General features: G+C 43.7%; 24 protein-coding genes. 11 read left to right on the top strand and 13 right to left on the bottom strand.

The genetic code is table 11. The features are described from left to right. Positions 1-33: 33 nt before the first annotated feature. The 3 genes from msrA to N483_RS04380 are packed head-to-tail and all read right to left on the bottom strand — an operon-like array spanning position 34 to position 4,727. Positions 34-567: a peptide-methionine (S)-S-oxide reductase MsrA gene (gene msrA / locus N483_RS04370; protein WP_419555103.1), complete on the bottom strand. Its 534-nt coding sequence runs from the start codon at positions 565-567 to the stop codon at positions 34-36. Beyond that, on the bottom strand, positions 564-3,674 hold the full coding sequence (locus N483_RS04375) for an efflux RND transporter permease subunit (RefSeq protein WP_023397414.1): 3,111 nt from the start codon (positions 3,672-3,674) through the stop codon (positions 564-566). Before N483_RS04375 ends, msrA begins: the two co-directional genes overlap by 4 nt. Positions 3,675-3,677: 3 nt before the next feature. Further along, positions 3,678-4,727, bottom strand: coding sequence for an efflux RND transporter periplasmic adaptor subunit (locus N483_RS04380; RefSeq protein WP_023397415.1), 1,050 nt, complete (start codon positions 4,725-4,727; stop codon positions 3,678-3,680). Positions 4,728-4,955: 228 nt separating this feature from the next. On the opposite strand from N483_RS04380, the gene N483_RS04385 reads away from it, so the two are divergent. Genes N483_RS04385 through N483_RS04405 form a run of 5 tightly spaced genes read left to right on the top strand, consistent with a single transcriptional unit; the run spans position 4,956 to position 9,028 of the window. Then, on the top strand, positions 4,956-5,663 hold the full coding sequence (locus tag N483_RS04385) for a DUF2982 domain-containing protein (RefSeq protein WP_023397416.1): 708 nt from the start codon (positions 4,956-4,958) through the stop codon (positions 5,661-5,663). 17 nt (positions 5,664-5,680) lie between these two features. Next, the gene (locus N483_RS04390; protein WP_023397417.1) at positions 5,681-6,013 is read left to right on the top strand and encodes a hypothetical protein; all 333 of its coding nucleotides are present in this window, start codon (positions 5,681-5,683) and stop codon (positions 6,011-6,013) included. 32 nt (positions 6,014-6,045) lie between these two features. Further along, positions 6,046-7,665, top strand: a complete 1,620-nt coding sequence (locus tag N483_RS04395) for a DUF1566 domain-containing protein (RefSeq protein WP_023397418.1) — start codon at positions 6,046-6,048, stop codon at positions 7,663-7,665. After that, on the top strand, positions 7,655-8,191 hold the full coding sequence (locus N483_RS04400; protein WP_023397419.1) for a DUF1566 domain-containing protein: 537 nt from the start codon (positions 7,655-7,657) through the stop codon (positions 8,189-8,191). Before N483_RS04395 ends, N483_RS04400 begins: the two co-directional genes overlap by 11 nt. A gap of 54 nt (positions 8,192-8,245) precedes the next feature. Continuing rightward, positions 8,246-9,028 carry a YggN family protein gene (locus tag N483_RS04405; RefSeq protein WP_023397420.1) on the top strand — a complete coding sequence of 261 codons (783 nt, stop codon included), beginning with the start codon at positions 8,246-8,248 and terminating at the stop codon, positions 9,026-9,028. On the opposite strand, the gene N483_RS04410 is transcribed toward N483_RS04405, so the two are convergent. The 7 genes from N483_RS04410 to N483_RS04440 all read right to left on the bottom strand — a co-directional run bounded on the left by N483_RS04410 (position 9,025) and on the right by N483_RS04440 (position 14,220). Then, positions 9,025-9,864 carry an amidohydrolase family protein gene (locus N483_RS04410; RefSeq protein WP_023397421.1) on the bottom strand — a complete coding sequence of 280 codons (840 nt, stop codon included), beginning with the start codon at positions 9,862-9,864 and terminating at the stop codon, positions 9,025-9,027. The genes N483_RS04405 and N483_RS04410 overlap by 4 nt on opposite strands. Beyond that, positions 9,864-10,592: an SDR family NAD(P)-dependent oxidoreductase gene (locus tag N483_RS04415; protein WP_023397422.1), complete on the bottom strand. Its 729-nt coding sequence runs from the start codon at positions 10,590-10,592 to the stop codon at positions 9,864-9,866. Before N483_RS04415 ends, N483_RS04410 begins: the two co-directional genes overlap by 1 nt. A 9-nt stretch (positions 10,593-10,601) precedes the next feature. Further along, a complete protein-coding gene (locus tag N483_RS04420) occupies positions 10,602-11,096 on the bottom strand; it encodes an FKBP-type peptidyl-prolyl cis-trans isomerase (RefSeq protein WP_023397423.1) in 495 nt (164 codons plus the stop codon). Positions 11,097-11,145: 49 nt separating this feature from the next. Further along, positions 11,146-12,645 carry a transglycosylase SLT domain-containing protein gene (locus tag N483_RS04425; protein ID WP_052027328.1) on the bottom strand — a complete coding sequence of 500 codons (1,500 nt, stop codon included), beginning with the start codon at positions 12,643-12,645 and terminating at the stop codon, positions 11,146-11,148. Positions 12,646-12,750: 105 nt separating this feature from the next. Continuing rightward, the gene (locus N483_RS04430; protein ID WP_023397425.1) at positions 12,751-13,704 is read right to left on the bottom strand and encodes a hypothetical protein; all 954 of its coding nucleotides are present in this window, start codon (positions 13,702-13,704) and stop codon (positions 12,751-12,753) included. Between the two features lies 1 nt (position 13,705). After that, on the bottom strand, positions 13,706-13,993 hold the full coding sequence (locus N483_RS04435; protein WP_023397426.1) for a cell division protein ZapA: 288 nt from the start codon (positions 13,991-13,993) through the stop codon (positions 13,706-13,708). Continuing rightward, positions 13,993-14,220 (bottom strand): hypothetical protein, encoded by a 228-nt coding sequence (locus N483_RS04440; RefSeq protein ID WP_023397427.1) that lies wholly within the window; start codon positions 14,218-14,220, stop codon positions 13,993-13,995. Before N483_RS04440 ends, N483_RS04435 begins: the two co-directional genes overlap by 1 nt. 228 nt (positions 14,221-14,448) lie before the next feature. Between N483_RS04440 and N483_RS04445 the strand changes: the two genes are divergently transcribed. Both N483_RS04445 and N483_RS04450 read left to right on the top strand, forming a co-directional pair. Further along, positions 14,449-15,285 (top strand): 23S rRNA (adenine(2030)-N(6))-methyltransferase RlmJ, encoded by an 837-nt coding sequence (locus N483_RS04445; RefSeq protein ID WP_023397428.1) that lies wholly within the window; start codon positions 14,449-14,451, stop codon positions 15,283-15,285. A gap of 117 nt (positions 15,286-15,402) precedes the next feature. Continuing rightward, entirely contained in the window at positions 15,403-16,692 is a 1,290-nt protein-coding gene (locus N483_RS04450) for an EAL and HDOD domain-containing protein (protein WP_036974966.1), read from the top strand. A 27-nt stretch (positions 16,693-16,719) separates the two neighbouring features. Here the strand turns inward: N483_RS04450 and N483_RS04455 are convergent, their stop codons facing one another. From N483_RS04455 to N483_RS04465, 3 genes are all read right to left on the bottom strand, one after another. Then, positions 16,720-18,216 carry an exopolyphosphatase gene (locus N483_RS04455; protein WP_023397430.1) on the bottom strand — a complete coding sequence of 499 codons (1,497 nt, stop codon included), beginning with the start codon at positions 18,214-18,216 and terminating at the stop codon, positions 16,720-16,722. 1 nt (position 18,217) lies between these two features. Further along, positions 18,218-20,305, bottom strand: coding sequence for a polyphosphate kinase 1 (ppk1, locus tag N483_RS04460; protein ID WP_023397431.1), 2,088 nt, complete (start codon positions 20,303-20,305; stop codon positions 18,218-18,220). A 168-nt stretch (positions 20,306-20,473) separates the two neighbouring features. Beyond that, the gene (locus N483_RS04465; RefSeq protein ID WP_023397432.1) at positions 20,474-20,980 is read right to left on the bottom strand and encodes a glycine cleavage system protein R; all 507 of its coding nucleotides are present in this window, start codon (positions 20,978-20,980) and stop codon (positions 20,474-20,476) included. 271 nt (positions 20,981-21,251) lie between these two features. Between N483_RS04465 and N483_RS04470 the strand changes: the two genes are divergently transcribed. The 4 genes from N483_RS04470 (at position 21,252) to phoU (ending at position 26,776) form a co-directional block, all read left to right on the top strand. Further along, positions 21,252-23,486, top strand: a complete 2,235-nt coding sequence (locus N483_RS04470) for an ABC transporter permease subunit (protein ID WP_023397433.1) — start codon at positions 21,252-21,254, stop codon at positions 23,484-23,486. Between the two features lie 14 nt (positions 23,487-23,500). After that, positions 23,501-25,150 (top strand): phosphate ABC transporter permease PstA, encoded by a 1,650-nt coding sequence (pstA, locus tag N483_RS04475; protein ID WP_023397434.1) that lies wholly within the window; start codon positions 23,501-23,503, stop codon positions 25,148-25,150. Positions 25,151-25,179: 29 nt separating this feature from the next. After that, complete coding sequence (gene pstB, locus N483_RS04480) at positions 25,180-26,007, top strand: phosphate ABC transporter ATP-binding protein PstB (protein WP_023397435.1); 828 nt, start codon at positions 25,180-25,182, stop codon at positions 26,005-26,007. 67 nt (positions 26,008-26,074) lie between these two features. Then, the gene (gene phoU, locus N483_RS04485) at positions 26,075-26,776 is read left to right on the top strand and encodes a phosphate signaling complex protein PhoU (RefSeq protein WP_023397436.1); all 702 of its coding nucleotides are present in this window, start codon (positions 26,075-26,077) and stop codon (positions 26,774-26,776) included. Positions 26,777-26,854 lie beyond the last annotated feature (78 nt).

A 26,854-nucleotide genomic window follows, 5' to 3' on the forward strand; every position in this document is an offset into this window, starting at 1 on the left:
TCATAAAACAAGGTGAGCTGATGCTCACCTTTTTTACTTTAAATAATCGCTAAATCGCTGTTCAAACTTAGCAACTTTTGGCGCTATCATGATACTACAATACCCTTGGTTAGGGTTTTCATCAAAATAGTTTTGATGATATTGCTCAGCATCATAAAATACCTCAGCCGCACTCAGTTCGGTCACAATAGGCGCATCGTAGTGTTTTTGAATCGCGCAAATATGTGCTTGTGCGAGGGTTTGCTGTTCATCTGAGTGATAAAAAATCACACTTCTGTATTGAGTTCCAACGTCATTTCCCTGCCGGTTCAATTGTGTCGGATCATGAAGCGTAAAAAACATCTCAAGTAATGTCTCGTACGTAACCAGCTCGGCATCAAATTCCAATTGCACTACTTCCGCATGTCCGGTTGTGCCCGAACAGATCTCTTTGTAGGTCGGATCAAGTGTGCTACCACCAGTGTAACCTGAGGTTACTGCCGTGACGCCGTTAACTTTGCGAAAGGCGGCATCAATACACCAAAAACATCCACCACCAAACGTGGCTAAATGTAGTTTGCTCATTATTCAACTCCTTCGTTTTGCTCACGATGAGGGTAAGCTTGCTGCTGTTCACCAAGTGCAATGGCCGTATGCTCTGGTGATCGTGTGCGTCTAGCTAGTATGCTATAAGCTGTTGGGATCACAAACAAGGTGAGAATTGTGGCTAAACTAACACCAGCAAAAACCACGACACCAATTACCATTCTGCTTTCGGATCCAGGACCAGTTGCGAGAACCAGTGGAATGGCGCTCATCACTGTTGTAAGTGAGGTCATGACGATCGGTCGCAACCGTTGGGTCGCGGCGGTAATAATGGCTTGTTCAAATGCGACTCCTTTATCGCGCAGCTGGTTCGCAAATTCAACAATCAAAATGCCATTTTTAGCACTGAGGCCAATTAACATAACAATACCGATTTGACTGTAAATGTTTAATGAGCTGTCACTGAAGTATAGACCTAGCATTGCGCCTATCAATCCAAGTGGCACGGTTAACATGATCACTAACGGGTGAACAAAGCTCTCGAATTGCGCTGCCAGCACTAGGAAAGTCACAGCCAGAGCCAAAATAAATACATAGGTCATTGCCGATGCCCCTTCATAAAAGAGCTGTGATTCACCTTTATAGTCGATAACGCCATCGGTGTGGTTTTCGTCAGCTGCGACTTGATTTAAAAAATCAAGCGCTTGTTCTAGGGTATACCCTTGTGCAAGGTTGGCAGTAATCGTGATAGCGCGCATGCGGTTAAAGCGGTTAAGCCTTGCCGCTGTCGCTTCTTCTTTGACTGTGATCAGGCTATCTAGTGGCACAAGCTGGCCTGTACGTGAAGAAACATAGACATTGTTGATATCTGTAGGGGCACTAAAATCCGCTTTTTCTCCTTTTAGGATGACGTCGTATTCTTCGCCACGATCAATGAATGTGGTAACTCGTCGTTGGCCTAACATGGTTTCAAGAGTACGGCCAATGTCATTGCTTGATACACCTAAATCAGCCGCTTTTAGTTTATCAATACTGATGAGAAACTGCGGGAAGGTCTCTTTGTAATCATGATCTAACCTGACTAGCCCCGGATTGTTGCGGGCTCGCTCAAAAATGCGATCTCGCCAAGCTGCTAGCTCTTGATAGTCATTACCTTGCAACACAAACTCAATTGGGCGGGAAGAGCCACCACCACCTATGCCACGGCGCATGATCGCAAATGCTCGGACGTCAGTAACTTGTTGCATCTTGCCACTGATCTCAGACATTACTTGCCAGGTTGAACGTTTGCGCTCATCCCAATCTGGCATGCCCACGATAGCGACACCCCCGCGGTTACCCCACCCAGGCACGCGAACCAAGACTCGGCTGAGCTCTTCGTTTTCCAAATATGGCATTAAGTGCTGTTCTATTTGTGCCATATTTGCAGCGTTATTTTCATAACTCGCCCCTTCAGGGCCATTCATCATAATAAAAAAGGTGCCGCGGTCTTCTTTGGGAGTAAGTTCAGAGGGAATTTGCTTAAAGAGTCCGTAGCTGGCGGCAACTGAAAGTGCTAGCACCAATATCAAGCCATATCGGCTATGAATATTATTTTTTAGTACATTTTGGTAGCCAAGCTCCAGCTTACCAAACTGTTGGTTCATCCACTGTGAAAAGCGGCCTTCTTGGCCTTGCTTGAGTACTTTTGAGCAAAGAGCAGGTGATAACGTAAGGGCGGTGATACTCGAAAATATAACCGCAGCGCTGACTGCCAGAGCGAACTCGGTAAATAGCGCACCAATACGACCATCCATAAAGACGAGCGGCACAAAAACCGATACCAAGACTAACGTGGTTGCGATAATTGCAAACCCAACTTCTCGTGCACCACGAAATGCGGCGAGTAGCCTAGGTTCTCCTTGCTCAATTCGGCGGTGAATGTTTTCCAACATGACAATGGCATCATCAACAACCAAGCCAATTGCGAGAACCAATGCTAATAATGTTAGCAAGTTAATAGAATAACCCATTGCCAGTAAGAACATAAAAGTTGCCACCAAGGCAACGGGGACCGTGACTGCGGGGATCAAGGTCGCGCGAATATTACCGAGGAAAATAAAAATGATCAGTACCACTAGGCCCATGGCGATGGCGAGTGTTCGGTATACTTCCGATATCGATTCACGAATAAAGATAGAGGAGTCATAACTGTCTTCTATCCGAGTGCCTTCAGGCAGATTTCGTTTAATAGCAACAAGTTCTTGTCTAACGTTATCAACTACTTCCAGAGTATTGGCTTTGGCTTGCTTTACGATACCCAGGCCTATCATATTGTTGCCATTGCCGCGGAATGTACTTTCTTCATCTTGCGCTTCTAAAGATACCTTGGCAACTTCGCTCAATCGGATCAGGTAGCCATTCTCTCCCCGTTTGATAACAAGATTATCAAAATCGGTTTGAGAGGTATAATTACGTGCTATCCGCACTGCGAAGTCACGATCTAGTGATTCAATTTCACCGGCGGGCAGTTCAACATTCTCTCTACGTAACACATTTTCTATATCGCTACTTGTCACACCTCTGGCGGCCATTGCTTTGCGATCAAGCCAAATTTTCATCGCATACCTTCGCTCTCCACCGATTTGTACTCGGGAGACACCGTCAACAACGGCTAGACGGTCCACTATATAACGTTGAGCGTAGTCTGAGAGTTGCAGTGTATCCATTGACGTACTATTGAGTACAAACCAGGCTACGGCGTTTTCATCATCGCTGGATTTAGACACTTCTGGAGGGCGAACTTGCTCGGGGAGTCGATCTAGGGCGCGAGAAACTCGTTCACGAACATCGTTTGCTGCGGCGTCAATGTCTCTATCAATATTAAACTCGATGGTGATGTTAGAGCGACCATTGCGACTCGATGAATTAATGCTTTTAATACCTTCGATGCCTGAAATACGATTTTCAAGTACTTGGGTTATTTTGGCTTCGACTACTGCCGCTGACGCGCCAGTGTAATCTGTGCTGACATTGACGATAGGGGTTTCAATATCGGGGTATTCACGCAGAGGTAGCATGGTAAAAGCCACAATACCGAAAGTAAGCAACAGTAAATTTATGACAATGGCAAAAACAGGGCGCTTTACGGCCGTATCAGTGATCTTCACGCTTTACCCCTTTACCGTAACTTGGCTACCGCTGCGAATTTTAGTTGTGCCTTCGGTCACAACCAACTGTCCCGACTCGATGCCTTTAACCGCAACCCAGCCGGAAAAGCGATTTAACAAGGTGATCTGTTGTTGTTTAACTTTATTATCCTCAACAATATACACAAAATGTTTGTCTTGCCTTGGGATCAGGCTTTTTTCGGGCACCATTAAGGCGTCTACCTGTTGTAGTTGCACTGCGACGTTAAGTAACATACCCGGACGAAGTTGCTTTTCAGCGTTGTCGAAACTGGCGGTGACTTGAATACTGCGAGTGGATTCGTCAATACGTGGGTCGATATGAGAAATGTGCCCCCAAAACAGCTGTTGTTGATATGCGTCACTGACTACACTGGCCTTCATGCCTAAAGTTAATTTTGCTAAGTATTTTTCTGGGAGCTGAAAATCTACTTTGATGGTGTTGATGTCATCTAAGGTGGTCAGTGGTGTGTTGTCTTTTACGTAGCTGCCGATTGACACCAAGCGCTTCCCTAATACGCCATCAAAGGGCGCATAAATAGTCATTTCTGAGAGCTTGAGTTTTGTGGCTTGAAGCTGAGTATTGAGCGCCTCGACTGTCGAACGCTGTGCATCAAGCTGAGAGCGAGCGGCAGACTGTGTTTTGGCCAGCTCTGTTAAGCGGGTCAGTTGTCTTTGTTGTTCTTTTAAATTGATAGTCAACTCTTTGACAGCTAAAAGCTCCTCTTTATTGTTCAGCTGCGCTAATTTTTGCCCACGCGATACTGATTGACCATCGCGGAATAAAATGTCGCTGATATAATCACTGTGTGAACTTGTAATGTCGACCGCTTGGTTGGCCCGAGCAGAGCCAATAGCTTCGGCGGTGATTGCGCGATGTTGAGGGATAACCGTATGAACAGAGACTTCTACAGCCCTGCTGGCACGATTTGATTGCTCACCTTGTGATGCGGGAAAATAGAGATAGCCGCACAATGCAATTAGCATTAAAATAAGGGTAGGAAAAAGGGCTTTGCCCGACTGGTTTGCACGCATAATTTAATCTCACTATTTGTAGATGATTAGTGTACAAAAATTCTTGAGGGAGAAAATTGCGGATATCTTGTATATTTGTGTATTAAACGAAAATATAACAAGACTCCTTACTGTGTACCCAAAAGGTTACGAAAATGCGTAAAGTAAAACCCTGTAAAAAGTGTCTGCAATTACGAAAACTATTCGTGTGGTTGATTGCTATGCTGATATTTTATTGGTGGTTCTACTATGCATAAAGTATCACTGCGCGCCACAGCCAATCGTCACAGTATCGAGTTTATGCTCGCAGGTGGTATCTGCCTTGTTATTATTATTGTGTTTGTTACGCTGCGGGCCACGCCGCCCACAATATTGGAGCTGGCGCTTGCAGCAGCTGCTATTTGCTCGATATTACTGGGCTTTTTAAAAAGTCAGCAGCCTTTTTACAGCATTGAAATGAGCGCCATTACACTCAATTATGTCCATAAATATGGCGTTATGCATGTTTCTCACAAGAATTTTCATTCCAGCGGTGTCCCTTTTGTAACACAAGGAGTTGAAAACCTTGAGTTAAATGCTGTAGGTATTAAACTAAACAATATTGATGAGTTTTTGATAGAGCTGACCCCCCGTTTGGCTGGGAAGCTATTAATAGAACAGCGGCATATTTTTTTACAAGCTGTTAAAATACATTGCGCAAATGGCAATTGTCCATCAGAATGGCTAATAGAAGAAACCTGCTATGAATCGCCGGACGGGCGCTCATATTCAGGCCTGATGGCCATGTTTGCAAATCGGATGCAAAACCTTAAAACGATTACTGGGTATGATCTCATCTTACCTGCGAATGTTTTAGACAGGGATATATGGCAATTTGCTAATATTTTAAACCACTGGAAGTTAACGCCAGAAAAGGTGGTCAAAGATTTGCATGAGCAAATTGCCACCGCTAGATGAAGTAACAGGATATATACATGAGCTTCGATAGAGCCTTTATTAAAAGTGGTCGTAATACCATTATCCATAAAGATAAAAAGCTCGATTTAGTGATCGTGAATGGGGAAACTCACCCAAAGATTAAGGTAACAGCCACGGGTTTAGTGCCGTTTAAAGAAGAGTTACCGAGAAATCGTCGGGAAGCTAAAGAGCGCTATTTAGAGGTGGTGCAAATTTCAAGTGCAGACGTATTCAGCGAAGTTAAGCGACTGCTGTTTATTCAGTCATTAGACGGTCGTGAATACAAAGTAGATTACAGTAAGGTTGGCACTAAGTTATTTGTTCGTATCCATCAAGATAGCTACCTCTAACATGACACGGAGGTAGTCAGTTAGGAGTTGTAATGCTAAAAAAATCGCTTGTCGTCATGGCCATCTCAACGGTGTTGAGTGGCTGTGGAGGTTCAGGTGGCTCAAATGAAGAAGTTGTCAGAGCCAGTGTCAATGCAGGACAAGATGTCACTGTCATCGAAAAGAACGAATTTACGCTTAAAGCTGCTGCTTCTCCCTCTGGAGGAACATTTAACTGGCAGGTCACATCAGGCCCGTCTTTTGATGGATTTCCACAAACTGGGGAAGAGTTGACTGTCACTGCTCCCGATGTAAAAGGCAACAGCCTCGCTGTACTGAAAGTGGACTACCTTGCGCCAAATGGCGAGCTGGTGAGCGATACTCTGAATGTCAATATTACATCTAATAACCAGTTGCCTGTTGCGGTTGTAAAGCAAACCGCGCCGGAAGAGTCGTCAAAATATAAAGACACGATAGTTTTATCGGCGTCGGAGTCGAGTGACCCCGATGAAAACGGTCAGGTGGTAGGGTATAAATGGCAGTTGATCTCAGGGCCGAGCAACATCTCAGTGGAAGATACGGGCAAGGTCACTTTAAGTTTTGTACATCCTTTATTAGCTGAAACACAAACTGCGGTCTGGCGCTTAACTGTCACTGATGATGAAGGGGGCAGTACAACAACGGATATCAGTGTTGCTCTGGCTAAAAATGATGAGGTTGTGCTTGCCGAAGCCGGTGAGGACCAGCAGGTACTTGAGTTTGATACAGTCACGCTGGACGCAACCAAAAGTGTCACTGTTGACGGACAATATACGTGTAACTGGCAGCAATCCAGCACCGGCAGCGCTATCACCCTTGCCAATAACACCGAATGTAAAACGACTTTTCAAGCCCCTGATAAAGAACAAAATACCTTTGCTACCTTTAAAGTGACGGTGACAGACTCTTCTAATCGCAGTGGTGATGATGAGGTTCGAATTGATATATTACCCAAACCACTCAGTAACCTGAATGACAGTGGTTCAAGCACCTGCTACAACAATTCTACAGCTATTTCGTGTGGCGATAGTTCGTTTCCAAGGCAAGATGCTGAGCTGGGTAGAGATAGCGTAGCGCAAGTGATCTCTAAAGAGGGGTCTGGCAATTTAGCTTTTGACTTTACTAAACTTGATGCTGACGGCAAAGAGCTGCAAGATGATGCGCCGACATTTAGCTGTGTGCGGGACAACATCACAGGGCTAGTTTGGGAAGTTAAAGATCAAACTGCAACATCAGTTCGTTATGCGCAAAACCATTATACTTGGACGTTTAATGCAAATACAGCTGGTGGTATTCAAGCGTTTATCAATAATGTCAATGGACTAGCTGGTGGTTATTGTGGCGGTAACACGTGGCGTTTACCGAGTTATACCGAGCTGATGAGCATTGTCGATTTTGGTCGAAATAGTGCCCATGTATTAGATCCTGCCTTTTTCCCCAATATGCCAGATGAAGCAATACAGGGACATTTGTACTATTGGACAAATCAAACGGCAGTAGGTGGAACCGATGGACTGGATGCTAATCTTACCAGAGCTTATGTAATTGATATGATAACCGGAAATGACGTGCCAAGAGCAAAGGCACAAACCGCGTATGTGAGACTTGTACGAGGAAATGCCAATGCAAATTAAACTTCTAATAGCCACTTCCTTGTTTAGCTCTGTGGCATTTGCTCAGCAATGTGCCTCGGACACTTCTGTTCCGCTGTCTACGCCTGACGAGCGATTTATCGTAAATGAAGACGGTACAGTCTGCGACACCAAAACGGATATAATGTGGCAACGTTGTACTTTCGGTTTTGTATTCAACGCAGAAACAGGGAGCTGTGATAACAAGGAGCAGCAGCTTAATTGGCAGCAGGCTTTAACGGCAGCAAATAATAGCCGGTTAGGGGGTCATGATGACTGGCAGGTGCCAAATGTTAAGGAACTTGCAACCATTGTGGAGCGCAGCTGTGAAGATCCTGCGATTAATGCCACTGTCTTTTTGGGTAATCACAGTGGTAATTACTGGACTAGCACGACTTATGCAAAAGATATATCACGAGCTTGGACATACCAGTTTGCGGATGGGTTGAACGATAGATCAAGTAGCAAAACCTCAGACGCGTTTGTGCGTTTAATGCGATATACATTTTGCCCGCAATCAGAAAAATAAGTTTGGTTAAAAATTAAAATTTGCTACCCTCATGCTATTACGTATGGGGGTAGTATGAAGTTGTCTATATCTAGCACTAAGTCTGTTTTATTCTCGCTGTTGTTTGGCGCATCAAGTATTGCCTATGCAGATGATAAATGTGACGTAGAGTTAGGGCATGGTTTAATTATCACTGATTCGGTGATCCGCATTTTAGATAATGGTCAAACACGTGTTCAAATCAACAATGACAACCAGCTGCTCGTCCGTGGGCTTTGGGTGCAACTCAATGAGCAGGAAACTCAAGTATTACAAGAATATGCAAAGGGGATCCGGGACACTGTACCCGAGCTAGTTAACCTTGCCACTGATGGAGTAAACCTTGGATTGAGCGCCATTGAGCAAGTGGTCGAGGGAATGTCAGATAGCAATCCAGAAGTACTGAAAACACAACTCCAATACGTTGAACGCGCACTGATGGACAAGTTCAAGCGCGGAGAAGACTTCTATTACATTGCTCCTCAATCACTCTCCAAAATTGACGACTTCTTTACAAAAGAGATCAGCGGAAAAATTCACTCCGCAGTACATGGCTCACTAGGTGCTATCTTAGTTTCGGTAGGTGATGCGTTCAAATCTCGAGAAGGCAATATTGAAAGTCGATTTTCGGATATGGGACAGCGTATGGAGATCATCTCCAAAGAAATCGATAAATCTTTACAGCAAAAAGCGGCACAGCTAGAAGTGAAGGCCAATGAATACTGCGAGTGTCTCAATACACTGGACGAAACAGAAAAGCGCTTACAGGTCATTGTGCCAAGCTTAGCCGCATTTGATTTGGTTCAGATCCGCTCTTAAAGTGTAATCCCATAAATGCGTTTGGCATTGCCAAAACTAAGCGCTTGCCAAAGCGTCGGATCAATTTGTTGTACCAGTTCGTAATAGTGCGCCCACAGCCTTTGATAGTTATGCTCGATTAGGCACACCGGGTGATTTGAAGCAAGCATTACGCGTGTCGGTCCAAAATTCGTTAACAAAACGTCGAGTTGTTGTTTTGGGTTCATTGGTGCATCAAGCAGCTCTTGACCTGAAAATTTAATAAAGCAGTTATTCAGCTTTGCTAGCTTTTCAATATTGTCCTGCCAATCGTCACGGCAAGTCATAAATCCGGCGTGGTTGATGACCAAACGGCTATTTTTATGAGTTTGATGTATCTCGAACAAGTGTTCACAGACCGCAGTATTATGAATTTCAAATTGTGCTTCGAAGTGCAGACCTAACTCGCTTAAATGCTGTATGTTTCGGATCACATTAGGAGACAGTAGGCGCTCGGCATCTTCTCCCTCTGTAATATCTCGTATGGCCACCAAGCTGGGATGGTGTAGTTTTTTAAGCGCCGCGTTAAAAAGTTCTGGAGGGTTATCTATTTTAGCGTAAGCGACCGCTTTATAGGGTAATGGTGGGACGACATTTGCCAGCCATTGGAGCTCGTTAATTGGATTGCTATTATCAAACCCTGCTTCAACATGAACACATGCTGCCACTGCAATCGAAGGCATGTCCAGCAAGTCTGATGGCAAGTGGTTTTGCTTTATCTGTTCAATATTATTCCAAGCTGGTGGATTGTGCTTGAGCCATTGGTATTGGCCTTTTTCAAGGTCAAAAAAATGCAAATGTGGGTCGATAATCTTCATTAGCGTGCCGTATAACCACCGTCTATAGTTTGTAAGCTACCGGTAATAAAGGCAGCATCGTCACTCAGTAAAAATGCAACCAGAGCGGCAATTTCCTTTGGTTGACCGAGTCGTCCTAAAGGTTGTAGTGCCGCCTCTTCTGCGACAATCTCGGCCTTATCAGCGCCACTTTTAGCACAATACTTATCAATGGCATTGTGAAAAAGAGGAGTTTCTATGGTGCCTGGGCAAACAGCATTTGCGCGAATATTATACTGCGCGTAATCTAATGCCGTTGTTTTAGCCATAGAAGCCAGAGCGTGCTTGGTTAAGTTGTATGCAAATGAGTTTGGCTTGCCAACATGTGCTTGATCTGAGGAAATAAACACAATTTTGCCATTTTGTTGTGTTTTCATACTCGGTAGTACAGCTTGTACCGCCGCATATGCGCCTTTTACGTTAAGCGCAAAAAGTGCATCCAGTGTTGCTTCGTCAGTTTGTTCTATGGTGGCACTGAGGTGTTTACCTGCATTTGAAACGAGCGCATCAATGCGGCCTGTTTCGGCGGTAATTTCAGCTATTGTTTGTTTAACTTGCTCAACTTGACTGACGTCACAGTGACGAAATTCGCCAGTTTCGCTGTGGGCAATGTCGAGGTTAAACACTCGGTAGTTTTGGCTTTGCAGCTTCTCAACAATGGCTTTACCAATGCCGAAGCTGCCACCAGTGATGATGGCAACAGGTTGCATATATTTTCCTTAGTGATCGTGTCCGCAGCCACCAGCACCATGAACGTGGCCGTGGGAAAGCTCTTCGGTAGTTGCAGCTCGAACACTCACAACTTCTACATCAAATGTTAAAGTCTTACCTGCGAATGGGTGGTTCAGATCGCAATCTGCATTAAAACGGCCAACTTTTACGATAGTTACTTGGTGTCTACCCTGATTCGAGTCGACGATGGCTGTCATGCCAGGTTTCCAAACTTTACTGTTGCCAAGACCTTGTAAGTGCTTGATCGGAATTCGCTGCACTAGACCTTCTTGATATTCACCGTAGCTGTCTTTAGGCTCAAGAGTCACAGTGAACTTGTCACCAGCGGCTTTACCATCCAACGCTTGCTCTAAGCCAGGTAACATGCCTTCTTGGCCGTGCAGGTAGCTAAGTGGTTCTCCACTCGTGCTTGACTCAATCTGCTCAGTGCCTTCTGTCAGCGTGTAGTGAAACTCTACCGCGGTATCTTTTGCTATTTGCATATGTGCTCTTTATATCTCTTTGATGTGAGCCTATATTCTACGCTAGCCCTTAGTCTGGGGGCAAGTTAGGTTGATTTGGCTTAGGTGCTTCTTTGAGCTGTAGAGCACCTTCCAAGACATCTAAATAACTCGGTTCGTTGGCGTGTGTCTCTGGCTGCGGGTTGGCTTGGCTTGGTAGGTGTAATATCAGCACTTTACCCGGTGATAATATACTGGCAGCTTGTAAGTTATTCCAATCAAGCAAATCTTTTAATGGCACTTGATAATGCTGGCTTAAATCCCACAGTGAGTCGCCGGAAACTATTGTATGGTGATGTTCAATGGTGGGCTTTTTAGGTATGGCTTGCTGCTCTAAATAAGGGCTTATCTGGTAGTCGACGGTCAGTGAACGGTCTAAGTTTGCTTGATTGATCAGCAGTGTTTCACCAACCCGAATTAGGTTACTTTGTTTATTATTTAACAGCTTTATTTTTTTTACCGAGGTGCCAAACTGGCGTGCAATGCCATAGAGCGTGTCATTTAATTTTACGTTGTAGCTGCGGCTGAATTGCTCACGATAAAACGGACTTTGCATAAGCGCTTTTTCTGAGAGTGGAACGAGTATTTTGTGGGGGCCTTGCTCAGGGCTTTGATGGCGTAAAAAGCCTGTATTAAGGTCGTGAAGCTGTTGTTTATCAATGTCGAGTAATTTTGCGAGTACACCAAAGTTAAAAGCTTGACCAACATCCAACATTGTCGTGCTCGGTGTGTTATTTAAATTCGGGCGTTTGAACCCTGTTTGGGGGTGCTTGAGCAAATAACTCAGTGCTAGCAACTTAGGAATATAATCAGCGGTTTCTTTTGGCAGTTTGAGGTGCCAATAGTGCGTACTTTTACCTGCTTCTCGATTGCGTTTTATCGCCGCTTTAACGCGCCCCTCACCAGTATTATATGCAGCAATGGCATGTAGCCAATTGCCTTTAAAGGTTTTATGCAAGTACTGTAGGTAAGACAATGCGGCATCCGTGGATGCCAATACATCGCGACGGCCATCATACCAATCATTGCTTTGCAGGCCAAAGTGATAGGCCGTGGCGTCAACTAACTGCCAAACGCCGACTGCACTTTGCTGTGACACTGCAAGCGGGCGAAAGTCACTTTCAACAAAAGGTAAGAGCGCGAGATCAAGCGGCAAGTTGCGCTGTTCTATCTTTTTTACGATATGGTATAGATAAGGTGAAGCTCGGCGATTCACCGTGAGTAAGTATTCAGGTTGAGACAGGTACCAATCAACTCTGGTTTTAAGGCGAGGGTGTGGAGTCTGCTCAAAACTGAGGTTCTGGGCTATGTGCTGCCAAATATCAGGCGCTTTATACGGTTTTAGAGGTTCAGGCTCCGGTTTAACAACACGCTCAATCACTTCAGGTACCGGCTTAAATATTTTTTGCGTCAATAGATCATTCAACACATCTTGATGGGATGCGCTTTGGGTAGGCGTTTGCTTACATCCTATTATGCTGATTAAAGTGATGCAAAAACAAAAGTTTGCACATAGGTTTTTATACTTCATAAAAGTAACGCACAAGAAACCACAAAGGGTATTCGATAGTTGAAGTAGCATAGTTCATGATCAGTACTATACCTGTTGATGGTTATTTGTTCAAAATCTAGCGTGTTATTTTTGCTTTAGCGCCTGTTCAAAATATGCATTGAACTGCACTGAAGAGATGTTGTGTTTTAAATATACTTGGCGTAACTCGCTGAGTTTCTGTGGTGTATGAGCTGAATTTAGCAACTCAAAAAAAGCGATCGGCAGATGTAATTGTGACTTTTTATAGGGCTTGCCAAAACTGGGTAATACCCAATTGAATGCCTCGGATTGTTCGATTGAACGCAGTGTGTTGTGCCATGCTTGGGTATTCGACTGTGCAACGTAGGGCAAAGGGTTGACCGTGTGGCCACCATACAGGGCACCATTGCTTGGAGTCTGTATGTAAAGTCCGTGGCCCTTGTAACCATGTAAAGGTTTTGCGTGCAGAATGAAGTTCCCTAATTCCAAATGGAGTGGTTTATCAATTTGTGTAATTTTCGGTGCTTTTAGTGCGCGCCAGCGCGCTAATCGCTGTTTGGCTTGTTGTAATTTTGCATGCCAATCTAGTTGTGCCGACTTAGGTGCTGAAGCAATACGCTTCTCACTCAATTGTAAACTCTGTTCAAAGCCCTGTAATTTATGTGCAATTTCTTGTTCTAGGGCACTATTTAGCTGGGTGTTTTCATGTCCGTACGAGGCGGTATAAATAACCGTTTCGGGAAATGCTCCTTGCAGCAACATCACACCAGATAATTGCTTTAAATCTAAATTGGTGGCGAGCACGTAACAAAGTGGTACAGTGAGCTTTGAGCGAATTTGCGCAATCAGCAACTCAATCGCAACGAAGTCCCCGTGGCTGTCGACTAATGCGGCGCATTTGTCTCCTTGGATCAGTGCTTGATTGGGCAGTAAATAACTGGCTTGTTTAGCAGGTTGAATAAGGGTTGTATGGTCGTCTATTGGATGCCAAGTTGCGGCGAGTGATTGGATCGGAAGAAGCAGCAGAAAAAAGAGGCCGACGCCGATTCTTGATGGCATGTTACTTAGCCCCTAAGTGGGCACCTAGTCGCTCAACTAGCTGACTGCTCTTTGCTCTCGCCGATTGCTGTTCTTGCTCTAGTGCCTGAAAATCGTGACAGAGATGAAGAGCTGCCATTAGTAGGGCATTTTGATCTGTACGAACTGTATCTTTGCGTTTCATTTCGTCGACACGCGAATTGAGTAGCTCAACAGCATCCACAAGCGCTTGCTCTTGACCTTCAGGACACGAAAACTGGTGACTTTTACCAAGTAAGGTAACAGCCACCTGGCTTACTTTATCTGTCATTAGCTCGCCTGATGAGCACTCTGAAGTTTATCAAGTAGGCTGCTAAGTGTTGTGCTGGTTTCTTTTTGCTTTTCTTCGCGTTCAAGTAACTCTAGCTGCAACGTCTCATTTTCATCAACTAATTTGCTGTTTTGCTCTTTTAATTGATTGATTTGCTGCTCTAGTTGCTCATTTTTGCCAATAAGCTGATCTACCAGTTGTTCGAGTTGTGGAAGAATATCGTTCATTTTAAATGCGCTCTTATCACTGTGTTTTGTCATGCAAATGTAAAGCAAAGTGGGCTTTATTACCAGTATTTGCGTAGCTTTATACTGATTTTTGCGCCGTTTTGAGAGATAATTCCGATAACTTCGTATTTTGTTCATTTGTTATTCATTAAAGTGGTCAGATTTCGGCCGCACGGATTTGAGACGAATTTTCAAAAAGCCACTTATAGTCAGTGAATAAGGCATATTATGCTCAGTTATAGACACTCTTTTCATGCTGGTAATCCAGCAGACGTAATCAAGCACTTAGTATTGGCAGAAGTGCTCTCATACATGACTCGCAAAGATAAGCCTTTTGACTATATAGACACACATTCTGGCGCTGGGTTATTTGAGTTGGCTTCCAGTGACGCGCAAAAGACTCAAGAATTTGAAGACGGAATAGGGCGCCTTATGCACTATGGCGGCAGTAACGAGGCAATTGTCCGCTATCTAGATATGGTAAAAGGTTTTAACGAAAAAGCTTTAGCCTACTACCCTGGATCCCCAAAAGTGGCCGAACAATACCTGCGTAAACAAGATAAGGGGTGGTTCTTTGAATTACACCCGCAAGACTTGCCGATATTGCAAAAAAACACGGCACATAAACGTTCATTGCGTGTAAAGGGTGAAGATGGTTTTAAAGGCCTTCTCGGTTTGGTTCCTCCGTTGTCTCGTCGTGCTGTGGTGTTGATGGATCCGCCTTACGAAATAAAAACAGACTACCAAAAAGCGGTAAATACCATTTTAAAAGCGCATAAAAGCTTCACCTCGGGTACGTACATGATTTGGTACCCAGTCGTTGACCGAGCGCGTATTGATCAAATGGAAGCCGAACTGATAGTCTCTGGCGTGAGGAATATCCAATTATTTGAATTAGCGACTTCGGCGGATACTGAAGAGCGAGGTATGACGGCATCGGGAATGATAGTTATCAACCCTCCCTACGTGCTCAAAGATACAATGGATAGTGTACTGCCGGAATTGGTCAAAGAGTTAGCTGCCGATGAAGGGGCATTTCGCAGTATTGAACTGGTTGGCGAATAACCCCAACTGTATGGCCTCCTGATCTTAACTAAGATCAGGTTGGATTTTATTTGCTCCGCTGGCGAACTTTTCATATGCTGAAGCTATGGATGCCAGAAATGCGTGCAAGAGTGAAGGATGTTAATGAGTAGTGAAACTGCCAAGGTAAAAAAAAGTGCCGTTCAGTATATCGCTCGCCAAGCTATCTTAAATGGCGAGTTACAGGTACATGCCTACGAGCTGCTATATCGGGACTCTCACAATAATGTGTTTCCCAGTGGTATCAGTGATGGGTTAGCAACGGGTCGGCTATTTTTTAATTCACTGCTGTTTATTGGTTTAGATAGACTCGCCGCGGGTGCGCTGGCGTTTGTAAACTTCTCTGATGAAACGCTGATCCAAGAGCTTCCTAAATTATTGAGTCCACAGGGGCTCGTGGTTGAGATCGTTGAGCGATCTCAAGATATCGAAAGTCTGACTTCCACGGTCACGAAACTCCAAAAGGTAGGTTATCGTTTTGCGCTTGATGATTATGACGGTGATCCTCGTTGGCAGCCGCTGTTGGAATTAGTGGATTTTGTTAAGATTGAAGTCGAACTGCCGATCATCAAAACAACCATGATGGTTAAAAAACTTAAGCGTCAATATCCTCACCTACAGGTGATTGTTGAGCGAATTGAAACACAAGAGCAGTTTAACTTTATCCGCAGTGCGGGTGCCGATTACTTTCAAGGTTTTTTCTTCGCTAAACCTGAGATGCTTAATCACGGTAATGTTGAACCATCTAAACTCGCGGTATTCGATTTGTTGCGTTGTACCGCGAAAAAATCCCTCTGTTTTAAAGAAGTACAAGATCGCGTATCGAAAGATTTGAGTTTAACTGCACGTGTATTGCGCCTTGCAAATGCCAAAGCAGGTGAAGATCGTATTGAGATCCGCTCCATATCCCAAGCTGTCATTTATCTTGGCGAAGATGCAATACGTCAGTTTGTGAAAGTGCTAGCTTTGAGTGAGTTGGGTGCTGATAAGCCGACAGAGCTGACTAAGTTAGGCTTAAACCGAGCTAAGTTTCTCGAGCTATTTTTGGCTCCTGGTGGCGAAGAAATGGCGGAGCAGGGTTACCTGATAGGCTTGATGTCTGTATTGGATGCCATCTTAGATGTAGAGTTGTCTGTTGTGGTTGATGAGTTTTCGCTCGATCCAGACTTAAGCAGTGCACTGCTAAGTTATAAAGGTTTGATTGGTGGAGCACTTCGGCTTGCTATTGAAGTAGAGCGCAACAACCTGACAGAAGCGGAATTGATTTTGAACGCCATTCGCCCAGCGACCGATGTACAAGTGTTATTTGACTTGATCCTTAAGAGCCGTGCGTATGGCGACGAAATGTTCGCTGTGGCGCGAGATGATTTGGGGCAGCATGAAAATTAATGCGCCGTGAGCCAATCGCGCGTTTTGTCACTTGGTACTGTATGTGTTGATACAAAGCGACAACGGTAAGCTTTTCCAATATATCTGTTCTTGTTCAAGATCTGCTGCAAACAAACTATGTTGTTCAAACCAGCTTTGATCAAATGACAATTCAACAGTGCTATTGGTAACTGACAGTGTGTAGTCAGGTACTTGGCTTTTTTGGCGCTTTTGATGAAAAAGAATAGCCAATCGCAATAAGGTGAGCAGTTTGGCAAACTGGCCTTGCGACTCCAATTCAACGAGTGTATTGAGCTCCGATGGTTTGATTTTTTTTCGGTGAAATCGAATGAGCGCACCGAGCAGCTGTTGCTGCTCTTGCGTAAATCCTGGAAGTTGGCTATTGCTCACAACATAAGCACTGTGTTTATGAATACCCGAAGAGTTTATCGCAATGCCAACCTCATGTAGTTGTACTGCCCAGCGCAATATTTCAAGGTCTAAACTCTCCAATTGCCAGTGTACTCTAGCGGCTTTGAATAGACGAGCGACGGTGTGACAAATATGCTGTGCATGCAAGGTATCAACTGCATACTGTTCAGCAAAAGAGGTAATGGTTCGGGTGCGAATATCGAACTCTGCATTTTGCGCCAGCTCGTGCAGTAGGCCTTCACGTAAAGCATAATCACAGTAAACCATCTGTTCAATATTAAGCTGGTTAAATGCACCAATTAGCACTGCAAGCCCCCCAGCAATACTGGACTTACGCTCTTCTGGTAACGTTTTGAGGTTAATGTCAGCAAGTGACTGAGCTTGAACAAAGTAAGCTTGGATCAACTCTAAAGATGCTAAAGTTAACGTTTTATTGGCAAATAATTCTTCATTGATGGCTGCGAGGGTTTTAATCGTGCCTGACGTACCTAAACACGTTTGCCAGCCAGTCCTTGAGTAACTGGCTGTGATGCCCTCAATATTTTGTTCGGCATGGATGATGGCTTTTTTAAAGCGTTTCTCTGAGAGCTTGCCATCTTCGAAAAAAAGTTTACTCATGGTTACGCATCCAATGTTACGGCTGGTCAGTAATTTGTGATGCTGATGTTTACCAATGATGATTTCTGTGCTGCCACCACCAATATCGATCACTAAGCGGTTGTTTTCGTCATGGATATAATTGGCAACACCTTGATAAATGAGTCTTGCCTCTTCTTGACCAGAAATAACGTTGATTTTATATGGGAAAACGGATTTTGCTTGTTTTAAGAAGGTGCGAAGATTGCTGCAGTTTCTCAGCGTGTAGGTTGCTGCTACTTCAACATTTTGTTTATCAAACCCCTTTAGAGTTGCTGCAAACTGGGCCAATACATGCATTGCGCGCTCGATGGCTGTGTTGTCGAGGTCGAAATTTTGATTGAGACCGGCAGCCAGATATACCCGCTGCTTTTCTTTATGGAGAATTTGCAATCGACCATCCACCTCCCTTGCTACCACTAAATGAAAACTGTTTGAGCCCAAATCAATGGCTGCAAAAGAGGGGTATGTTGTCATGTTAAATCCTACTGCTTTCCCATTTTTTTATGTGATCGTATATTGCGATCTGTGAGCGAATTTTTTTCTTATTGCCGCGATTTACATAGTTGTTCTTTTGTTCACCGTCTATCAAGCGCGCCTTCACCCGATCTCGAAATTGTAGTTCCAATGTATCAATGATCAACTGTTTTAATGTGTCGTCATAAATAGGTACGCCGACTTCAACACGGTGATCTAAATTGCGTGTCATCCAATCCGCGGAAGAAATATAAACCTGAGGGTCGCCATTATTTTCAAACACCATGACTCTTGGATGCTCTAAAAAACGGTCGACAATGCTGATCACGCGAATATTGTCACTAAAGCCTGCAATTCCTGGTACTAAGGCACACATACCACGAATGATCATGCGAATTTTTACACCTTCCATTGCGGCGCTGTAGAGTTTTTCGATCAGCTCTTTGTCGACTAAGTTATTGACCTTAACAGTAATACGAGCTGTTTTCCCCGCGCGAGCATTTTCTACTTCTTGCTCTATGAGCGAGTATATTTTTTCTCTGGCATTGAGTGGAGAAATCATTAAATGCTTGAAGCTAAAAGGGCGATAGCTGGTTTCGATGAATTTAAACACATCGTCACACTCATTACAGATCTCCGGATGTTTGGTGAATAAGCTAAAGTCAGTGTAAATTCGCGCGGTTTTTTCGTGGAAATTACCCGTCCCAATATGAGCATATTTAACGATTTGTCCTTTTTCTTTCCTGTGGATCACACAAAGCTTACTGTGTACCTTCAGTGCGGGTAGACCAACCATGACTTTGATACCATATTCACTGAGCATTTTGGCCCATTCAATGTTGTTCTGTTCGTCAAAACGAGCCTTTAATTCGACCATCACGGTGACTTTTTTACCGTTTTTGGCTGCATTGATAAGCGAGGCTATGAGCTGTGAGCGGCTCGCAACACGATAAATATTGATTTTTATCTGTGTTACTTTTGGATCAAATGCAGCTTGGCGCACATATTCCAGCATGTGATTAAAGGTATGGTATGGATAGTAAAGCAAAACATCTTGTTCAGAAATCGCTTTAAATGCACTGTCATGTTTATCAAACGCACTGCTTTTGAGAGGAGGCAAAGGTTTATTTTCCAAATAGCCTCTACCAACATTAGGAAAAGCGATAAAGTCCCTAAAGTTACGATAGCTGCCACCTGGGATTAACGCATCTTGCTGTGTCACGCCTAAACGTTTTTTCATCACTTTCATAATGCTGTCAGGCATGGCTTCGTCGTAAGTTAGTCTTACCGGCTCAGCATATAAACGCTGTTTGAGGCCTTTGGACATTTTGTCTAACAGGCCTTCTTCTAGTTCATCATCAAGGTTGTACTCTGCATCACGGGTCAGCTTGATTTCATAGCCTTCAATATGTTCAAAGGATAAGAAGTTACTAAACACTTCACGCAGGTGATATCTAACCACATCGTCAAGTAGCATCAGGGTTTTTTGCCTACGTGTTCTTTCTGGCGGCAAAATAACAAAACGATCGAGGCGATCAGTTGGTAGCTCTAATAGGGCGTGATGATGTTTGTCATTGTCGTTACGCATTTCTACAAACAGGTAGGTCATCGTATCGTTGATAAGATCAGAGTAATCTTTATTTTCGGTCAGTAAAATTGGTGATAGATGCTGCAATACTTGATCGTTAAAATAATCTCGTAGCCAAACTTTATGAAATTCGGAAAGCGCTTCAGGCTGTTTTACATGAATATTGTGTGCATTTAAATCCGTGAAAATTTGTTTGTGGATATGATTAAACTTCTTGCCTAAAGACAGTACTTTTTTTTGTATTTGATTTAGAAGTGCTTCGTTTTCTTCAAAATTAGCATCGGGTAAATTGCTCAAAAGTATACGGCGTTTTACATCAGCGACACGAACGCGAAAAAATTCGTCAAGGTTATTAGAAAAAATACCCAAAAAGCGAATACGCTCAATAATTGGGTTATTTTTATCTTTGGCTTCTTGTAAGACTCGTTCATTAAATGACAGCCAACTAAGCTCTTTGGCAAAAAAGCTGATTGCTTTAGGGTCGCTAGATAGTGCGTGCATTTTACATTCCGTAGTAACGATAGCTTATTCTAGAGTATGTCCAGAATGTGACACTTATATGACATTGGGTACAAGCTATGCAGAAAAGAGATATATGGCAGTGGTAAACCTCCCTGCCATATAAAGTTTAGAATGTAATTGAAATATTGGGTTATTTAAAATCAAAGATTAGTCAGGTTCAACATCAACTATCAGGTCGCTGGTGATAGCTTCCAGGGCATCCACAACATGTTCTTTATCCATTCCTGGCGGTAAGCTCACTGTGGCAAATGCGCTAAATATGGGCAAACCCCAGTTGGGTGCACTTTGCTGCCTTGAATTCAAGTGCGTGATATTGGCGCCTTTGTGGCGGATCACACTCGAAAGTTCTTGGATTATTCCCGGGCGATCGTTACCGGTGATCACCAAGTTTAGTTTTTCAATTTGAGATTCTGGCTGGCTGTGTTCGCCATGCTCTATACGGACTTCAAGCTCTGGTAATGCGTGAAGGGCGTCTTGCAATGTTTGCAAATGCTCTTCTGCAACTTCAACGAGTATAATACCTGCAAATTGTCCAGCTAAGTGGCTTAAATTACTGGTTGCCCAGTTACCATGATACTGAAAAATTGTGGCAGATATTTCTTCAACGAGACCAGGCCGGTCCTTACCTATAAGTGTTAATACTAACTGCTTCATATCACATGTCTCTTATTATTAAATGCCTTTTTGGCGGTGGTGGAAAAGCGATCTATCGCCTGTTAAGCCTAGTAAATGTGGCAGATTTTTCCAATAAGATGACATTTGCTTTGTAAACAAATGCAAATGAAAATACAGTGCATTCAATGTGGGATTTGCGCAGGCGTAATAAAAGTTAAAAAAAGGCACAAAATCATCATGGCTGATGTAACATAACTGTCATCTTGATGAAATATAATGCGCCGCAACTTGATAATAAAAAGGTGTTTTGATGACTTCCAATCCGCAAAAACCGTCCTTCAAAACGGATAGAAGCCGTCTCTTTAAAGACCGCTTTGCCCAATTTGGCATTACCTCGGGTGGGGTGATGGTATTGGTTGCTTTGCTTTTGATCTTCTTCTACTTACTTTATGTCGTACAGCCGATTTTTGAATCTGCAAGTGTGACTAAGCGTACCGAATTAGCCCTACAAAGTGAAAAAACTTACTTGGGTCTTGGCATGGAGGAGCAAACTGAAATAGCTTATCTACTAGATAGTGCTGGCCAAGTCGACTTCTATCAGATCAAAGGTGACAAAACCGGTGAACAACTTAGCTCATTAGCAGTTGAGTTAGATGGTCAAGTTAGTAGCTTTGCTCAAAGTGCACCTTTTTTAGGCATGTATGCATACGGCTTAGACAATGGTCAAGTTCAGCTTGTTAAGCCGAGTTTTTTAATCTCTTTCCCAGGCAATCAACGCGTGATGAAGCCGCGTCTGAGCTATCCTTTAGATGGCGTGCAGTTAGTGGTTGATGAGCAAGGGCAGGCCATTAAACAGTTTGCATTTAGCCATTATGAAGATAAAACCGCAGTCATTGCACAAATGGCGGATAAGCGCGTTATTTTTGCATCTTTCAGCGCTGAAGAAAATATGTTCTCTGGCGAGATAGAGTGGGCGGTTGAACGTAGTTTACTGCCGATTGAAGGGCGTGTTGATGAAATATTGATTTCACCAGATACAACACGTGTATTTGTACGCTCGGCAAACCAAATTTATGTATTTGACACACGATTTGCTGATGAAGTAGAGCAAATTCAATTGTTGGCAGCAAATGAAGAAAACGCCAACTTAGTCAATATGAATTTATTAGCGGGCGCTAACTCACTGATGATCAGTAATGACAATGGTGAAGTATCTCAGTGGTTTGAAGTCAATTCAGAGCAAGGTCGTCAATTTGCCAAAATACGTGCGTTTGAAAGTGTTGTTGGTGCGCAAGTTGATATCTTTAGCGAATTCTACCGCCGTACTTTCTTTACTACCACGAATACTGGTGAACTAGGCTTGTATTATACCACCAGCGAAGCACATTTATGGCAAGGTAAAGTAACGGATGGTGCAATTGAACATTTTGCTGTATCACCTCGAGCAAATGCTGCTTTGCTACTTTCAGGCAATACGCTAAATGTGGTTGAGTTACACAATGAGCACCCTGAAGTAACGTGGTCGGCGCTATGGCAAGAAGTGTGGTATGAAGGTTATCCAGAACCTGCGTATATTTGGCAGTCAACTTCTGCAAGTGATGACTTTGAGTCTAAGTTTTCGTTAGTTCCTATCTCATTTGGTACCATTAAAGCTGCGATGTATGCGATGTTGTTTGCTGTGCCAATTGCCCTATCAGCAGCGATTTACACGGCATATTTTATGTCACCAGAGCTACGCCGAGTTGTGAAGCCAACCGTTGAGATCATGGAAGCGCTTCCGACCGTAATCCTTGGTTTTCTTGCAGGCTTATGGTTAGCGCCACTGATTGAAGCGCATTTACCAGCCATTGTTGCGCTACTAATAATGCTACCGCTTGCAATTCTAGGGACGGCATTTGGTTGGACTAAGCTACCAAAGCAAATTCGCCATCTATTACCTGATGGTTGGCATTCAGTGTTGTTGATCCCAGTTGTATTAATCGTTGGCTGGCTTTCATTTGCTATCAGCGACAGCATTGAAACTTGGATGTTTGGCGGAAATGTGCGCCAGTATCTAACCAATGAATTAGGCCTGACATTTGACCAACGTAACTCTTTAGTCGTGGGTATCGCAATGGGCTTTGCCGTTATTCCAACTATCTTCTCTATTGCGGAAGATGCGGTGTTCAGTGTACCTAAACATCTTTCTAATGGCTCTCTTGCTCTGGGAGCGACGCAGTGGCAAACCCTAGTACGAGTAGTACTATTGACTGCTAGCCCTGGTATTTTCTCAGCCGTGATGATGGGCCTTGGCCGTGCGGTAGGTGAAACCATGATTGTACTAATGGCGACGGGTAATACACCGATCATGGATTGGAGTATTTTCCAAGGTATGCGCACGTTGGCCGCAAATATTGCTGTCGAAATGCCGGAATCAGAAGTAGGTAGTTCGCACTACCGAATCTTATTCTTAGCTGCATTTGTTCTGTTTATTTTTACATTTATCTTTAACACCGTGGCCGAGTTTGTTCGTCAGCAGCTACGTGATAAATACAGCTCGATGTAATGGAGTGAAATGACATGGTAAGACAATGGTTTAAGTCAGGATCTCCGTGGATCTGGATGACAGGTGGTGCTGTTAGCATCAGTTTAATCTCGGTCATCGGCTTGTTGGCGATGATCGCGTGGAAAGGGTTGAGCTTTTTCTGGCCAACCGAAGTAGTTCAGTTTGAGCTGGAAGGGTCAGTTGCCAAACAAACCGTAATTGGTGAAGTTTACGACAGAGAAATGGTACCTAAATCACGCCTAGAAGCAGCGGGCTACGATTTGTCTGATTATCAAGATGAATTTGTAGAGCGCTTGTTGGTTAAAACCGGTAACCGTGAATTTGTAGAGTTGGATTTCCGCTGGATCTTAACGACAGATATCCAAAGTCGTTCAGTACCAGAAGAAATGGCAGTATTTGAGCGAACTAAAAATGGTAACTTCTATGGCTACGTTGTACGTGTTATCGAAGACGGTCAAGTTGTTTCGCAAAGCCCAGTGGAGCGCCTGGAAGAGCTCGTTGAGCGCGCAGTAGATTTAAACGAAGAGGCGCTGGATTTACAAAACGGTGATATTGGCCATATCAACTATGAGCTAGAGAGACTGCGTTTAAAAGAGCGCGGCTACCAGCTGGACAACGATCTGACGCCTGAAATTAAAGCAGACTTGGAAGCACAACGTGCTCAGTTACGTGAAGATTACAAAGTATTTGAAAAGCGTTTATTTGAACTGCGTTCAGACGCCAAACGAGATTATGTGGTAGTGCGTGATATGCGTGGTGAAGAAGTCACCTTACCGCTATACCAAGTGCTCGACGTTTGGTTCCCAAATAACATGGGCTTCTTTGCAAAAGTAGGTCATTACTTCTCACAGACGAGTAAATTTATTAGCGATGACCCACGTGAAGCAAACACAGAAGGCGGTGTATTCCCTGCTATTTTTGGTACTGTTTTCATGGTTATGCTGATGGCTGTGATCGTGACACCGTTTGGGGTTGTTGCAGCTATTTATCTACATGAGTACGCGGCTAAAAATGCCGTCACCAAAATGATCCGTATTGCAGTAATTAACTTGGCGGGTGTGCCATCTATTGTATATGGTGTATTTGGTCTAGGTTTCTTTGTTTATATGCTGGGCGGCTCTATTGACCAGTTATTTTACCCAGAAGCAGCGCCTAGCCCGGTATTTGGTACGCCAGGTGTCATTTGGTCAGCGCTTACATTGGCAATCTTAACTTTACCAGTGGTAATTGTGTCGACAGAAGAAGGCTTATCTCGTATTCCAAGTTCAGTACGCCATGGTTCTTTGGCGTTAGGTGCAACCAAGGCTGAAACGTTATGGCGTATTATCGTACCGATGGCGAGTCCTGCAATTATGACGGGTCTGATCCTTGCGGTTGCACGTGCTGCCGGTGAAGTAGCACCACTGATGTTGGTAGGTGTAGTTAAAATGGCGCCAACCTTACCGCTAGATGGCAATTTCCCATATATCCATCTAGATCGTAAATTTATGCACTTGGGTTTCCACATTTATGATGTTGGTTTCCAAAGTCCAAATGTAGAAGCGGCACGCCCACTTGTGTATGCGACAGCTTTCTTACTTGTTACGGTGATCATCGCACTGAATATCACAGCGATTGGCATTCGTAACCACTTACGCGAAAAATTCAGAGCTCTAGAGCACTAATAGTACAGATTTGAAATAGGTATCCTTTTATGATTACAGTAGCGCCACAAGTAAATAATGCAGATGCTAATACGAAATTAGATCTTGCCAACTTGAGCCCAGAGCAAACCGCTTTAGAGATCAAAGACCTTGACCTTTACTATGGTGATAAACAAGCTCTGAGTAAAATCAATATGTTGATCCCCAAGGGTCAAGTAACCGCTTTTATCGGCCCGTCTGGTTGTGGTAAATCCACACTATTGCGCTGTATCAACCGAATGAATGACTTGGTAGATACATGTCGCATTGAAGGTGAGATTAACCTCCATGGTCAAAATATATATGACAAAGGCGTCGACGTTGCAGCACTGCGCCGCAACGTGGGCATGGTATTCCAAAGACCTAACCCGTTTCCTAAATCAATTTATGAAAATGTGGTTTACGGTCTTCGCCTGCAAGGTATCAAAGACAAACGTAAACTTGACGAGGTTGTAGAGCGCTCACTACGCGGTGCTGCGCTTTGGGATGAAGTTAAAGATCGTCTTCACGACAGTGCATTTGGTCTATCTGGTGGTCAGCAACAACGTTTGGTTATCGCTCGCTCTATTGCGATTGAGCCAGAGGTTTTACTGCTGGATGAGCCAACGTCGGCACTTGACCCAATCTCGACATTGGTTATTGAAGAACTCATTAATGACCTAAAAGATAAGTATACTGTTGTGATTGTTACACACAACATGCAACAAGCTGCACGTGTATCTGACCAAACAGCCTTCATGTATATGGGTGAGCTGATTGAGTATTCGGATACCAATACACTATTTACAACACCAACGAAGAAAAAAACCGAAGACTACATCACAGGTCGTTACGGTTAAGATGAGGAATCTCTGCTGCCCCTGGGTGGGCAGCGCGTCTGGGTTGTTATCAAAGGTAGGGTTTTAGATGGAACACAATATTAATAAGCACATATCTGGCCGCTTTAATGAAGAGCTAGAAAACGTACGAAACCATGTATTGAGCATGGGTGGATTGGTTGAGCAGCAATTAAACCTGGCACTAGATGCGGTGAGCACAAGTGATGCTGAAAAAGCCCGCAAGGTGAGTGAAAACGACTACAAAGTCAATGCGATGGAAGTCAACATCGATGAAGAGTGTACACGCATTATTGCAAAGAGACAGCCTGCTGCAAGTGACTTAAGACTGGTTGTCGCAATTGCCAAAACCATTGCGGATCTAGAGCGCATAGGTGATGAAGCTGAACGCATTGCGAAAGTTGCGTTGGACTCATTTACCAAAGATCAGCAACATCTACTTGTGAATGTTGAGAACATGGGTCGTTTAGTGTCTAAAATGCTACACGATGTTCTGGATTCTTTTGCAAGAATGGATGCGCAGTGTGCTTTTGAAGTGCATAAAGAAGATGCCAAAGTGGATCGTGAATATGAAGCGCTTACGCGTCAGATCATGACTTACATGATGGAAGACCCACGCTCGATACCCAAAATAATGGACCTTGTTTGGTCTGTACGTTCGTTAGAGCGCATCGGTGACCGCTGTCAGAATATTGCAGAATATGTAATTTATTTCGTGAACGGAAAAGATATTCGCCATACCTCTCAAGAAGATATCGAAAAAACCCTTTAATCTGGGAATGGATTATTCGAACAAAAATGAACGAATAATCCTAACTTCACGATAAAAATCGTTCACAATTTCGGTTAA

The organism is Pseudoalteromonas luteoviolacea NCIMB 1944 (assembly GCF_001625565.1).
In the GTDB taxonomy this organism is placed as follows: Bacteria; Pseudomonadota; Gammaproteobacteria; order Enterobacterales; family Alteromonadaceae; genus Pseudoalteromonas; species Pseudoalteromonas luteoviolacea_F.

Coding starts and splice junctions, on each gene's coding strand:
- pstA (WP_023397434.1), top strand. CDS start 23,501: ATGGTAAGACAATGGTTTAAGTCAGGATCTCCGTGGATCTGGATGACA.
- N483_RS04400 (WP_023397419.1), top strand. CDS start 7,655: ATGCAAATTAAACTTCTAATAGCCACTTCCTTGTTTAGCTCTGTGGCA.
- N483_RS04395 (WP_023397418.1), top strand. CDS start 6,046: ATGCTAAAAAAATCGCTTGTCGTCATGGCCATCTCAACGGTGTTGAGT.
- N483_RS04440 (WP_023397427.1), bottom strand. CDS start 14,220: ATGAACGATATTCTTCCACAACTCGAACAACTGGTAGATCAGCTTATT.
- N483_RS04450 (WP_036974966.1), top strand. CDS start 15,403: ATGTTAATGAGTAGTGAAACTGCCAAGGTAAAAAAAAGTGCCGTTCAG.
- N483_RS04405 (WP_023397420.1), top strand. CDS start 8,246: ATGAAGTTGTCTATATCTAGCACTAAGTCTGTTTTATTCTCGCTGTTG.
- N483_RS04420 (WP_023397423.1), bottom strand. CDS start 11,096: ATGCAAATAGCAAAAGATACCGCGGTAGAGTTTCACTACACGCTGACA.
- N483_RS04380 (WP_023397415.1), bottom strand. CDS start 4,727: ATGCGTGCAAACCAGTCGGGCAAAGCCCTTTTTCCTACCCTTATTTTA.
- N483_RS04470 (WP_023397433.1), top strand. CDS start 21,252: ATGACTTCCAATCCGCAAAAACCGTCCTTCAAAACGGATAGAAGCCGT.
- N483_RS04415 (WP_023397422.1), bottom strand. CDS start 10,592: ATGCAACCTGTTGCCATCATCACTGGTGGCAGCTTCGGCATTGGTAAA.
- N483_RS04445 (WP_023397428.1), top strand. CDS start 14,449: ATGCTCAGTTATAGACACTCTTTTCATGCTGGTAATCCAGCAGACGTA.
- N483_RS04430 (WP_023397425.1), bottom strand. CDS start 13,704: ATGCCATCAAGAATCGGCGTCGGCCTCTTTTTTCTGCTGCTTCTTCCG.
- N483_RS04385 (WP_023397416.1), top strand. CDS start 4,956: ATGCATAAAGTATCACTGCGCGCCACAGCCAATCGTCACAGTATCGAG.
- N483_RS04410 (WP_023397421.1), bottom strand. CDS start 9,864: ATGAAGATTATCGACCCACATTTGCATTTTTTTGACCTTGAAAAAGGC.
- phoU (WP_023397436.1), top strand. CDS start 26,075: ATGGAACACAATATTAATAAGCACATATCTGGCCGCTTTAATGAAGAG.
- N483_RS04390 (WP_023397417.1), top strand. CDS start 5,681: ATGAGCTTCGATAGAGCCTTTATTAAAAGTGGTCGTAATACCATTATC.
- N483_RS04435 (WP_023397426.1), bottom strand. CDS start 13,993: ATGACAGATAAAGTAAGCCAGGTGGCTGTTACCTTACTTGGTAAAAGT.
- ppk1 (WP_023397431.1), bottom strand. CDS start 20,305: ATGCACGCACTATCTAGCGACCCTAAAGCAATCAGCTTTTTTGCCAAA.
- pstB (WP_023397435.1), top strand. CDS start 25,180: ATGATTACAGTAGCGCCACAAGTAAATAATGCAGATGCTAATACGAAA.
- N483_RS04465 (WP_023397432.1), bottom strand. CDS start 20,980: ATGAAGCAGTTAGTATTAACACTTATAGGTAAGGACCGGCCTGGTCTC.
- N483_RS04425 (WP_052027328.1), bottom strand. CDS start 12,645: ATGAAGTATAAAAACCTATGTGCAAACTTTTGTTTTTGCATCACTTTA.
- N483_RS04455 (WP_023397430.1), bottom strand. CDS start 18,216: ATGACAACATACCCCTCTTTTGCAGCCATTGATTTGGGCTCAAACAGT.